This window comes from Ekhidna sp. (assembly GCF_039960695.1).
Taxonomy (GTDB): domain Bacteria; phylum Bacteroidota; class Bacteroidia; order Cytophagales; family Cyclobacteriaceae; genus Ekhidna.
Window position 1 is genome coordinate 640,156 of sequence record NZ_JBDVKP010000020.1, and the last position, 12,779, is coordinate 652,934.

Below are 12,779 nucleotides of genomic sequence, written 5' to 3' on the forward strand. Positions count from 1 at the left end.
ACCCCTCTTTTCCAAGATTTAACCTCTTACTTTTGAATTAATGAAAAGTGCTCACATACGTGTTTTGATTGTGCTCGCCATTTTCACTTTGGTCGGTATCATTGGCACTCAGGTTTTTTGGCTCAATAGAGCTATAGAGCAGCAAGATCAAGTATTTAATCACAATGTACAGGTTGCACTTCGTAATGTTGTAGAATCTTTATGTGAGGCTAACGGTAAAGACTTTCCTACTGTAAACCCTATAGAACAAGTGAGTGGCAATTACTTCATCGTTCGTACCAATGACCGAATAGATCTCGCCAACCTCGAATACCTTATCTCCGCAGAAATAAAGAAGCGCTCCATTTCTCAGGACTTTGAATATGGTGTTTATGATTGTGCTAATGATCAAATGGTGTACGCAGAAAATGTAAATCTTAGTGGTGAAAATAGCGTAGATGTGATTCCTGTGCTCGAAAATGAAGAGTACTATTTCGGCGTCTACTTTCCAGAAAAGTCGAGAAATCTGTTTGCTAGTTTTGATTTATGGAAGTTCACAACAATAATCACCTTAGTGGTTATTATCTTCTTTGGTTATGCACTCTTTGTAATACTCAGACAAAAGCGCCTAAGCGAAGTTCAAAAAGATTTTATCAACAATGTAAGCCATGAGCTAAAAACACCTCTCGCAACTCTCTCACTTGCTTCTTCCACGTTAATAGAGCGATCTACCAAAAACGATAATAAATACCTCAAAATCATTCAAGATGAAGTCAATCGCCTTCAAAAAAATGTAGAAGATATTCTTCGTTCATCACTTTTAGATTCCCGCATCCAGGTAGAAATGGAGACTCTGCAAGTCATGAATTTTCTCAAAGAATTAATAAATCAATTCAAAAACGAGTACGCTGCACAAATGGTGAGTTGGAGTATGCAAGGGTCAGCACCTCAAGGAATTCGCACCAATAAAAAACTTCTTGAAAATATTATCAAAAATCTGACCGAAAATGCCGTAAAGTACGGTGGAAAGAAAGTCGAATTTAAAATAGATCAAGATACCAAAAAGACCTTCATTACCATCACTGATAATGGCCAAGGAATTGGAGAAAAGTATCTAAAGAAGGTTTTTAATAAATTTTATCGCATTCCCGAAACACATAATCAACATAATCAAAAAGGATTTGGTCTTGGACTACAGATTGTTGAATCAGCAGTAAAGAAGCTTGGTGGAAAAATTGAATTGACCTCTCAGGTAAATGTTGGAAGTACCTTTAAAATCACGATACCAAATGGCTAAAATTTTACTTGCTGAGGACGACCCGAACTTAGGCTTTCTAATTCAGGACAACCTGGAATTACTCGGGCATAAAGTAACATGGTGTGCGGACGGAGCTCATGCTTTTGAAGTTTATCAAAATTCAGATTTTGAGATTTGTGTGCTTGATGTAATGATGCCGAAGATGGACGGCTTTCAGCTTGCCACGTTGATTCGAGAGAAAAATGAGATTGTACCAATAATATTTCTGACCGCTAAATCGCAGGAAGAAGATCGGCTATCCGGATTCGAAATAGGGGGTGATGATTACGTTACTAAGCCTTTTTCTATGAAAGAATTAAGTTATCGAATTGACGTTTTCTTGAGAAGAAATTCAACAGATAATAAAATAGAGCTCAGTAAAGCTGTTGAATTTGGTAAATCATTATTTGACTCCAAAAATCTTCTTTACTCTTTTGAAGAAAATCAGCAATCACTTACTCAAATGGAAGCAAACCTGCTGAATCTACTTATTATCAATAAAAATGAACTCATCAAACGAGAGACCATTCTAGAGACCATTTGGGGCGAAAACGACTATTTCAAAGGTCGAAGTTTAGATGTTTTTATCACGCGATTAAGGAAATACCTGAAAAAAGATACATCGCTTGAAATTAGAAATCACCATGGTGTTGGCTTTAGTTTAATTGTGGTAGCCGATTCTCTGAGCAATAATCCGTGAACCTTACAGATCAGATAAGGCCCAGCATCACGCTCGACCTTATAAAATTCTACGGTCCCTAATTAATCACTATCTTCTTAGTCAGTCTTTTCTTTCCTTGTGCAATCTCTAGAAGGTATATGCCTTCTTTTTGACCGGATAAGTCAATCATTTCTGAATAGGTACCACCAAAGCGTTCAAAGTATCTGCTAAACACTTCTTTTCCTTCGAGGTTGGAAACTTTAATATTTAGTTCCCCTTCCTCAGGCACCTTGAATCTGACTTTGAATCTCCCATTAGGTGATGGGTTTGGAAAAAATGCGAGTTCTTCAAGTTCCAGCACATTGCTTTCAGCTACTTTCCCCTTTTTACCAAACTCATTATCAACGTCCGTGATTTTAATCCGCTTAAAGACAAATGCCTGAACATGTCGGTCTCCATCGGCATCGTTTTTAAATCGGTCAAGAAGTATATCCATTTCAATGCCGAGCTCCTTCATCTTTGCCTTATACTCTTCCATATCCATTCCATCTAGATGAATATCAAAAAATGCTTCTGTAGAATCACCATCAAAATGCTTAAAAAAGAAGGTATTGTTATCAGATTCTTCACCCTCATCGCTGTGAAAAAACTTAAAAGCCGAACCATTCTGATTTCTAAGTTGATCCAAATGCATGAAAACGTCAGCGTCATTATTATCATCAAACCAAAAATTGAATCCATGATCTTCCTCTGCAAATTCTTGATATTGAGGATCCGCTCGCATCTCTTCAGTACTATTATACTCACCTTTAAAGGTCTTTTTTTCACCATTAACGTCTTTGGTGATTTCAACCACAATTTTACCTTCATCGCTAGATTGAGCGAAGGAAAAAAAGCTTAGAAACATCAAAGCTATCGCTACCAATAATGTCGATTTCTTTTTCATATCCTTTTGAGTTTTAGTCTTAATAATTGATAATCTAAAGTACGAATAGGTGACATATCTTACTGTTAATCAGTCGTTAATCCTTGTTAAAAAAGGTTAAACAAGAACGGTAGACACATCTTCGTCGTATTTTTGAGTATGCAACGAAAGACATTAAGGTGGATAATTGGGCTCATGGGATTTGCCATGATGGGGCTTATTGCATTTCAGCTTTACTGGATCGACTCATTGATTACCGCCAATGATGAACGTTTCCGGAAAGATGTGCTAGACGCTTTAAATACTGTTGCCAGTAAACTCGAGAAACAAGAAACATACTTTGCTCTACAAAAACTCAATTATTTGAACTCAAGAGTGCATGAGGATGATCAAAAAATGCGTCTTCGCAAAATGCGTCAAACAAAATCAGACTCCAATGCAAGTTTCGGTATCCGAAGAAAAGGTCAACAGCAAGTATTCTTTTTTGCCGATACGGTAAATGAAGGAGGATTTGAATTTGTTGTCAATTTTTCAAGTGTCGCAGATCAATTCTTCTTTGAAGAAACACCTCCTCCACCAGGAACCTCTATGGAGCAAATGTTGGAAGAAAGAGATATCAAAATTGAACAGCTAGAAAACAAACTTGCGAAGGTTTCCAGAAAATATGAACTCACCTTTGATGTAGTAAAGGATTTAATGGGTCCGAATAAGTCCATCGCTTCAAGGTTTAATCCACAGCAACTTGACTCACTACTTAAAAACGAATTAGTAAGAAAAGGCATAGATATTGATTTTGAGTACGGAGTAATGCAACCACATCAAGAGCGATTTCTTCTATTGACTAGCACTAAGAAGCAAAAGGAACTCGAGCAAAGCGAACTCCGAGCAACACTCTTCCCAAATGACATCTATGGTAATGATACCATGATCACTATTGACTTTCCCGGCAAGCAAGGATACCTAATCAGTAAAGTCTGGTCAGCTATGGTAAGTTCTGGTTTTCTAGTGTTGGTAATTTTATTCTGTTTCGGATACAGCATTCGCACGATTGTGCGTCAAAAAAAGCTCTCCGAGATGAAAAATGATTTCATCAATAATATGACTCACGAGTTGAAGACTCCTATCTCAACTGTCTCTTTAGCTGTTGAGGCCTTGAACGATAAAGAAATCGAGCAAAGCGCATTACGTTCTAAATACCTAAAGGTAATTGGTGAGGAGAACAAACGATTGGGAGACCAGGTTGAAAAAGTTCTTCAGATTGCTGCTATTGATCGAAAGGATTATAACCTGAAGCAAGAAATATTGAGGATGAGCGATATGGTTAAAAATGCTGCTGATCACATTGCAATGCAAGTTGAACAGCGGGGCGGCAGGTTAAATATGATCGAGAAAGCAGAAAAAGATTTAGTTCATGGTGATGAAATGCATTTGACTAACATCATCTTAAATTTATTGGACAATGCCAACAAGTACTCTCCTGAAGCTCCTAATATTACTCTTAGAACTGCTTCCGATCAAGAAGACTTTATAATTTCCATTCACGACAAGGGAATTGGTATGTCGCGAGAGCAACAGAAGCATATTTTCGAAAAATTCTATAGAGTCCCAACAGGTGACCTTCACAATGTTAAAGGTTTTGGATTAGGATTAGCCTATGTCCAAAGAATCGTGGAAGCTCACGGCGGAAGCATACATGTCGATAGTGAGCCCGGGAAAGGCAGCAAGTTTTCAATCACATTACCACTAGCCAATGAAGCCTAAATTACTAATTGTAGAAGATGACCCAAATTTGGGTGAGATTTTGAGTGAATATCTTGGTTTAAAAGGCTATGAGACAACACTGATGCGGGATGGGGAAGAAGGTGGTATTGCCTTTAAGAAGGACGACTATGATCTGTGTATTTTGGATCTGATGATGCCAAAGAAAGACGGATTTACACTCGCAAAAGAAATCAGGAACACCGATGATGAAACTCCGATCATTTTTCTGACTGCCAAATCAATGAAGCAGGATATAATCAAAGGCTTCACAATAGGAGCAGATGACTACATGACCAAACCATTTAGTATGGAAGAGCTGCTGCTTAGAATTCAGGCCATACTAAAACGCTCAGCAAAAAAGGATGAAGAGGAGCCATTCCCAAATCCATTTGAAATTGCTGGGCTTACGTACTTCTATCAGGAAAACAGACTTATTACTCCAAAAAGAGAAATAAACCTTACGACCAAAGAAAACGAGCTACTCAAAATATTCTTTGAGAATGTGAACAAAACAGTTGAAAGGAGTGTGGCCTTAATGAAAATATGGAAAGACGACAGTTATTTCAATGCAAGAAGTATGGATGTTTATATTGCTAAGATTCGAAAATATCTCCAAGATGAACCCAGTCTCAAGATATTGACAATTCATGGTGAAGGTTTCAAATTAGTTGAAGTCAATTAACAGAATTGTGGTTAGGATTTAGTATCTTTAGAATGGAGCGATTCCAATAGAACCTATCTAAAATTTGCTATGCTACTTGTACCGTCAATATCGGTTATTGAAGGAAAAACCATTCGCCTTACTCAGGGAGACTATTCAAGCGAAAAAGTATATGATAATACTCCAATTGATGTCGCAAAACAGTTTGAGGATCACGGCATTTCAAGAATTCATTTAATAGATTTGGATGGTGCAAGAAAAGGCACTTCTGTCAATTATGATATCCTTCACATGGTATCTGCTTACACAGATCTTAAAATAAATTTTACTGGTGGGTTACATACCGACGGAGACGTCCTAAAGGCCTTTGAATATGGTGCTGAAAGTGTTACTGCTGCTTCAATTGCAGTTTCCAACAAAGAGCAATTTGCCAATTGGCTTATGTCTTACGGAAGGGAGAAAGTAGCACTTGCTGCTGATAGCCTAAAAGGAAAAATAAGAATACGAGGATGGCAAAAAGCCACTTCCAGAGACTTATTTGACCACATAGCTTATTTCTATGACAGAGGCCTAAAGTACCTTAAAACAACAGATATATCAAAGGATGGCGCAATGGAGGGCCCTTCATTTGACCTATATAAGAAACTACTTAGTGAATTTCCCGATCTTTCCATTTTTGCGAGTGGAGGAGTTCGTGGTATGGATGATATTAAGAAACTGAAAGACTTAGGTCTTTACGGCGTTATTTTCGGAAAAGCTTTTTATGAAGGCACGATTACCCTTAATGACATAGACGATTACCAGTCTATAACAGCTTAGGGAGATTCTTCCCCATCGTATTTAAATTTGTATAGAAAGTAAAAGATGAAGTTGTATTTACTCACTGATTCTTCTTTAACAGTATCTAATTTAGCATCTGGAGTATAAACAGTACTTTTTGCCTTGGCTTGTTCCACTTCAGAATCTTCCTGAATATTTTGATCAATTGGCTCTGAAGGTGTCTCAGCATCTGGCCTTATCATGCCCGGATCTGCTTTTCTCCTACCTTCTTGCTCCTGCTCTTGAATATCAGTTTTTTTCTCCTTTACTGTGGTATTGGCAACACCTACATTGACTATTAACACCAACGCAAGTGAGGATAATATGTATTGTAGGTTTTTCAAGATTGGCATCTTAATCCACAAAGTAACGAAATTATGAACGGAAGGTTCAGCTTTTTTACAAAACTTAACCTATAAGTTGAACTATTTTAAGACACATTGTTGCGTTTAGCATAAAAAGCCTGCCAAACATTTGGCAGGCTTTTTACATTTTAATTTTACCCGACGGAATTAAAGTGTTCTTTTTACTTCTTTCACTTCAAAGCCTTCGATGATATCTCCCTCTTTAATGTCATTGAAATTTTTAATACTCAAGCCACATTCATATCCATTCTTCACTTCCGCCACATCCTCTTTAAATCGCTTCAACTGATTGATTTCTCCCGTATAAACAACTATACCGTCCCGAACTAATCGAACTTGGTTTGATCTCTTCACTGTCCCATCCGTTACATAACACCCAGCCACAGTACCTACTTTAGATATTTTGAATACATCTCGTACTTCAATGTTACCAGTGATGATTTCCTCACTTGTCGGTTCAAGCATACCTTCCATGGCATCCTTCACGTCGTTGATTGCATCGTAAATGATTGAATATAATCTTATTTCAATCTCCTCTGTTTCAGCAAGTTTTCTCGCACCACCAGATGGTCGAACCTGGAATCCAACAATGACAGCATCAGATGCAGATGCCAATAGCACGTCTGACTCAGATATTTGACCAACAGCCTTATGTAGAATGTTTACTTGAACTTCCTCCGTTGAAAGTTTCAGTAATGAGTCTGCTAGTGCCTCAATAGAACCATCAACATCACCTTTTACAATAACATTAAGTTCTTTAAAGCTTCCTATGGCTAGTCTTCTACCAATTTCATCAAGTGTAATATGTTTCTTGGTCCGTATAGATTGCTCTCGCAGAATTTGCTCACGTTTGTTCGCTACCTCTCTTGCCTCTCTATCACTTTCCATGACATTGAATTTGTCGCCAGCTTGTGGCGCTCCATCAAGTCCTAACATCAATACTGGAGTTGATGGGCCAGCTTTATCAAGCTTGTGTCCTCTATGATCAAACATAGCTTTCACTTTACCAAAGTATGGTCCAGCAAGCAAAACATCTCCTACTCTCAATGTCCCAGCCTGAACCATTATGGTAGACAGGTATCCTCTCCCTTTATCTAAAGAAGCTTCCACAACAGAACCAATTGCCGCTTTATCAGGATTCGCTTTTAGCTCCAGGAGTTCGGCTTCTAAAAGCACTTTGTCCAAAAGCTCATCAATTCCTTCCCCGGTCTTGGCTGAAACATGCTGACATTGATATTTACCTCCCCAATCTTCAACCAGGATATTGATCTTAGAAAGATCTTCCTTAATCTTGTCTGGATTAGCGTTTGGTTTATCTACCTTATTAATAGCAATAACTATCGGTACTCCAGCCACCTGCGCATGATTAATCGCTTCTTTTGTTTGAGGCATGACTGAATCATCTGCCGCCACCACGATTATCGCTACATCTGTAATCTTAGCTCCTCTGGCCCGCATCGCTGTAAAAGCTTCGTGACCAGGAGTATCAAGAAACGCTACTCTTTTGCCACTTTCAGTCATCACATCATAGGCGCCAATGTGCTGTGTGATTCCTCCCGCTTCACCTTCAGTAACCTTGGAATCTCTAATAAAATCGAGTAATGATGTCTTACCATGATCAACGTGACCCATAATGGTCACAATTGGTGCACGATCAACTAATTTGCTTTCATCATCCTCCTTCTCAACAATATCTGTTTCTTCTTTGGCTTCAGTAAAGTCAACTTCGTAACCAAACTCATCTGCAATAACTGTAATTGTCTCAGCGTCAAGTCGCTGGTTAATCGAAACGAACATTCCAAGAGACATACACGCCGAAATCACATCATTGGCTGTTACATCCATTAGAGATGCAAGGTCATTTGCTGAGATATACTCAGTCACTTTAAGTGTTTTTGATTCTTCCTCAGCCTGCAACTGTCGTTCCTCTTCTGCTTCTGCTTTGGCAGACCTTTTATCTTTTCTGTATTTTGATCGTTGCGATCCGCTTTTGCCACTACCTCCACTAAGCTTAGCAAGTGTGGCTTTGATTTTATCTTGTATTTCCTTATCAGAAAGTTCTTCAGTTTTCCTTCCTGAAGGACTTCTACCTCGATCGTTTCGGTTTCCTCCGCCGCTACCGCTACCTCCTCCTCCACGCTGTGGTGGTCCTCCTGCAGATTGGATTCGTTTTCTTGGCCTTTTCTTTCTGTCTTGATTTGAATCCGATGATGCTACTGGTTTAGGTTTATCCTTCGGAAGTTCAATTTTATCAAGAACCTTCAATCCTCTAAGCGAGTCAGCTTTAGCCTTAATTACTTCTTTTTGCGGAGTTTTTTCCTTTTCCTCTTCAGCAGGTTTTTCTTCTTCTTCTTTCGGCGCTTCTTCTTTAGCTGCTGGAGTCTCTACTTTTGGTTCTTCTTTCGGGATTTCTTTTACTTCCGATTCTGCCTTCTTCTCTACTTTTGGCTCCTCCGCTTTTGGTGGCTCTTCCTTTTTCTTCTTATCTAAATCGATCTTGCCAACTACTTTTGGACCATCTAATTTGGTTCTTGCCGAAATTTTCTCAGGTTCAGCTTCAGAACTTACATTATCTTTAATAAGAATCCTTTCATCTTCCTTCTTCTCCTCTGCAGATACTTTTTCTGCATTTATGACCAAATTATCAGTCTTTCCACCAATAGTCAATTCAGATGCTTCTTCTTTGTCATGTGCCGAATCAGCAAACTCTCGGGCAAGCATGTCATACTGCTCCTGTGGAATCTTAGAGTTCGGGTTTGAGTCCACCTCATGCCCTTTCTCTTTCAAGAAATCCAGGATAGTATTCTTACCTACGTTTAGCTTTCGCGCTACTTGACTTAATCTGTATTCTGCCATATAAACCTTTCAAAATTAGCTTATTCGAATTCCTGGCTCAGAACTCGAATCAACTCTTGTACTGTTTCTTCTTCTAAATCTGTTCTTCTGACTAAATCGTCAATGCTAAGCTTGAGAACACTCTTAGCAGTATCCAATCCTACTCGCTTAAGCTCATCAATCACCCAATCCTCCAACTCATCCGTGAACTCTTCAAGATCAACATCTTCTTCTGAAGCTGCATCTAATTCTCGGAACACATCAATCTCCATACCTACTAGCTTACTCGCTAATTTGATATTTTGACCACCTTTTCCAATAGCCAAAGATACCTGATCAGGTTTCAGATAAACTGAAACACGATCTTTCTCTTCACTGATTTTCATGCTTGTGATCTTCGCTGGACTTAGTGCTCTGGCCAAATAAAGCTCCAAATTATCCGTGAAATTGATCACATCAATATTTTCATTTTGAAGTTCTCTAACTATTGAATGGATTCTAGAGCCTTTCATACCCACACAAGCTCCAACAGGATCGATTCGATCATCATATGACTCAACAGCCACTTTTGCTCGCTCACCTGGCTCTCTTACTACGTTCTTCATCGTAATCAAGCCATCGTATACTTCTGGAACTTCCGCTTCAAACAATCTTTCAAGAAAAACAGGTGATGTTCTTGATAAAATGATCTTTGGATTACCATTTACCATCTCTGCTCTGTGCACAATTGCTCTTACAGCATCGCCTTTTCTATAACGATCCTTCGGAATCTGTTCGCCTTTCGGAATAGTTAACTCATTTCCGTCTCCATCGGTTAGTAAAACCTCACGTCCTAGTACCTGATATACTTCACCTTGGATAATTTCACCCACCAAATCCTTGTACTTCTGAAATAGGATGTCCTTCTCTAAATCCTTAATTTTTTGGATTAACGTTTGACGTGCAGTCATCACCGCTCTTCTTCCAAAATCTTCTAGTTTTATTTCCTCCGCTACTTCTTCTCCAATCTCAAAATCAGGTTCTATCTTTCTTGCATCAGAAAAGCTGATCTTGTCATGATCCCAAATATCTTCCGAATTGTCATCAACAATTTCTCTAAATCTCCAGATTTCAAGATCTCCATTGTCTGCATTTATTACAATATCGAAGTTGTCATCGGTCTCGTATTTTTTACGAATCATTGTTCTGAATACATCTTCCAGAATTCTGATCATTGTTGGGCGGTCAATGTTTTTGCCTCTGGCAAAGTCCGCAAACGAATCAATTAATACTGACGCTTCCATCTTACTTGAATGATACTTTTACTTTTGATTGCTTTATTTCTTCAAATTTTAACGATTGACTTTCATTATTAAATATTAAAACAATCGTTTCTTCTGTAACATCTGATAACTTCCCTTCGGCTTTCTCTCCTGAATTCATCTCTACCTCTATTTCACGGCCAACATTTTTTACATATTGGCGATGCAGAATAATAGGGAAATCTAAACCTGGAGAAGACACTTCTAAAGTATACTTATCAGCGATAAAATCTTCTTCCTCAATTTCGTTACCAATCTCTCGACTTATCTTACTGCATTGATCAATTGAAATTCCATTATCCCCGTCGATAAATATTAATACTTTTTGATTACCTGAATTCCCTTTGACTTTAATATCAACAAGAAACAAGTCGTCAAAACCCTCAATTGCTTTTTCAGCTAAGTCTCTAATTTTCTTCTCTTCTTCCAAATTTTCTATGAATAAAAAGAGGGGACTGCTGTCCCCTCTTTCGGTATTCTTAGTGTAACTATATGCAAAGGTAGAAAACATATATGTTAATTCCACTTTTTTGCATAGAAAAACTACATTTTCCAATTCTAGAAAAATTTAAAAAAAGAAAATACGCCATTCATCTAAAGTTCTTCCCATAACTTCCTGATTTTTTGGAAATTACTTGCACTTAGTCTAATTTTTACGACCAGTTATTGAAGTAGTCTCACCGCCCTATTTTTTTAACCATTTAAAACCAAAAAAGATCTGCCTTTTTAGGTCAGCCTTTAGCTATTCAAATTATCCCCATTATGAAATACTTAAAGAGCGCAGTAACTTCTGCCTGTATCTTGATATGTGTATACTCACAAGCTCAAGATAACTCAGTTGGTATTAACACAAACAGCCCTAATGCTAACGCCGTTCTGGAGCTAGTTTCTCCCAATTCTGATCAAGGTTTTCTGGTGCCAAGAATGACAACTTCTCAGCGAAACTCTATGAGTTCATCTCTAAGCTCCGCTGATGATGGCTTAATGGTCTTCGATACGGACTTGAGACTCTTTTATTATTGGAATAATAATAATTGGAATGCTGGTCTAGGGGTTTTAAACGTACTTGCTGCAGGTGGGGATCTGACAGGCAATTATCCAAATCCTACGATTAAGCTTGGAGCAGTTGTAGAAAATCGCATTGGGGATCTTGCGGTTTCAACAGCAAAGCTTCAAAATAATAGTGTAACCACTGGGAAGATAAACAATGGAGCAGTTACTACAGACAAAATCGCTAGCCAGGCCGTAACAACCGATAAGGTTGCCGATTTAGCAATCACTGGTAATAAACTTGAAAATATCGGAACAATCAGCGCAGGAACTTATGGTACAGATGCTTTTAATGTACTCCAACTCACCGTTGATCAAAAAGGGCGAATAATTGGGATCTCCGAGGTTGTCATCCAAATTGGATCTGCTAACATTATCAACGGTTCAATTCAGAATGTTGATATCGCAAATGGGACCATAACCATTTCGAAAATAAATCCAGAAGGCAATTCCAATGCAGTTCTTACAATAGATAACTCTGGTAATCTCGTATGGACCGACCGTGCAGAATTTGCTTCTTCTGCATTGGCCCCAAATAATATTTACGTTGGTGATGGAACAGGTGTTGCAGAAGGTTTACCTGTAAGTGGTGATGTCACTGTTGCAAATAATGGAACTTCCGCTGATATTCAAATAAAAGCTAACGCAGTTACTTCGAACGAGATTTTAAATGGTGGTGTTCAAAATGTTGATATTGCAAATAATGCGGTAACCTCAGATAAAATCAATAATGGAGATGTTCAAACAGTGGACTTAGCAAATGATGCAGTTACAAATGCCAAAATTGCCGATGATGCCATTAGAACCGAAAATATTTTAAACGGGCAGGTTCAAAATGTCGATCTAGATAAATCTAATATCCCTTTAAGTGGATTTGGCGCTGCAGCAGCAGATGTTGATCTTGGTAACAATAGAATCACTAATCTAGGAAATCCTATAAATCCTGCCGATGCCTCGAATAAAAGTTATGTTGATTCAGAGATAAATGACATCAACACCGAGTCCGATGCAGATTCTACTGCCATCTGGAACAAGGTGCAGGCGGACTCTACCTACCTCGACGACCGCATAGCCACCAACATCTCAGACATTGCCACACTCGATGCAGAAGTGGATGCGGACAGC

The 12,779-nt window shown here is 38.5% G+C and carries 10 protein-coding genes and 1 pseudogene; 6 read left to right on the forward strand and 5 right to left on the reverse strand.

Annotated features, from left to right (window positions below):
- Positions 1–40 precede the first annotated feature (40 nt).
- Both ABJG98_RS19135 and ABJG98_RS19140 read left to right on the forward strand, forming a co-directional pair.
- A complete protein-coding gene (locus ABJG98_RS19135; RefSeq protein WP_348281167.1) occupies positions 41–1,276 on the forward strand; it encodes a HAMP domain-containing sensor histidine kinase in 1,236 nt (411 codons plus the stop codon).
- Entirely contained in the window at positions 1,269–1,976 is a 708-nt protein-coding gene (locus ABJG98_RS19140) for a response regulator transcription factor (RefSeq protein WP_348281168.1), read from the forward strand. The genes ABJG98_RS19135 and ABJG98_RS19140 overlap by 8 nt, the downstream gene beginning before the upstream one ends.
- Positions 1,977–2,034: 58 nt before the next feature.
- On the opposite strand, the gene ABJG98_RS19145 is transcribed toward ABJG98_RS19140, so the two are convergent.
- A complete protein-coding gene (locus ABJG98_RS19145; protein WP_348281169.1) occupies positions 2,035–2,883 on the reverse strand; it encodes a T9SS type A sorting domain-containing protein in 849 nt (282 codons plus the stop codon).
- A gap of 138 nt (positions 2,884–3,021) precedes the next feature.
- On the opposite strand from ABJG98_RS19145, the gene ABJG98_RS19150 reads away from it, so the two are divergent.
- The 3 genes from ABJG98_RS19150 (at position 3,022) to ABJG98_RS19160 (ending at position 6,103) form a co-directional block, all read left to right on the forward strand.
- Positions 3,022–4,623, forward strand: a complete 1,602-nt coding sequence (locus ABJG98_RS19150) for a HAMP domain-containing sensor histidine kinase (protein WP_348281170.1) — start codon at positions 3,022–3,024, stop codon at positions 4,621–4,623.
- Entirely contained in the window at positions 4,613–5,305 is a 693-nt protein-coding gene (locus ABJG98_RS19155) for a response regulator transcription factor (RefSeq protein ID WP_348281171.1), read from the forward strand. The genes ABJG98_RS19150 and ABJG98_RS19155 overlap by 11 nt, the downstream gene beginning before the upstream one ends.
- A gap of 69 nt (positions 5,306–5,374) precedes the next feature.
- Complete coding sequence (locus tag ABJG98_RS19160; protein ID WP_348281172.1) at positions 5,375–6,103, forward strand: 1-(5-phosphoribosyl)-5-[(5-phosphoribosylamino)methylideneamino] imidazole-4-carboxamide isomerase; 729 nt, start codon at positions 5,375–5,377, stop codon at positions 6,101–6,103.
- On the opposite strand, the gene ABJG98_RS19165 is transcribed toward ABJG98_RS19160, so the two are convergent.
- The 4 genes from ABJG98_RS19165 to rimP all read right to left on the reverse strand — a co-directional run bounded on the left by ABJG98_RS19165 (position 6,100) and on the right by rimP (position 11,160).
- Positions 6,100–6,447, reverse strand: a complete 348-nt coding sequence (locus tag ABJG98_RS19165) for a hypothetical protein (protein WP_348281173.1) — start codon at positions 6,445–6,447, stop codon at positions 6,100–6,102. The genes ABJG98_RS19160 and ABJG98_RS19165 overlap by 4 nt on opposite strands.
- Before the next feature lie 168 nt (positions 6,448–6,615).
- Positions 6,616–9,324, reverse strand: a complete 2,709-nt coding sequence (infB, locus tag ABJG98_RS19170; RefSeq protein WP_348281174.1) for a translation initiation factor IF-2 — start codon at positions 9,322–9,324, stop codon at positions 6,616–6,618.
- 20 nt (positions 9,325–9,344) lie between these two features.
- The gene (nusA, locus tag ABJG98_RS19175) at positions 9,345–10,586 is read right to left on the reverse strand and encodes a transcription termination factor NusA (RefSeq protein WP_348281175.1); all 1,242 of its coding nucleotides are present in this window, start codon (positions 10,584–10,586) and stop codon (positions 9,345–9,347) included.
- A 1-nt stretch (position 10,587) separates the two neighbouring features.
- Positions 10,588–11,160 (reverse strand): ribosome maturation factor RimP, encoded by a 573-nt coding sequence (gene rimP, locus ABJG98_RS19180; protein ID WP_348281176.1) that lies wholly within the window; start codon positions 11,158–11,160, stop codon positions 10,588–10,590.
- Between the two features lie 206 nt (positions 11,161–11,366).
- Between rimP and ABJG98_RS19185 the strand changes: the two are divergent.
- Positions 11,367–12,779, forward strand: a pseudogene (locus ABJG98_RS19185) (hypothetical protein); the annotation flags it as partial.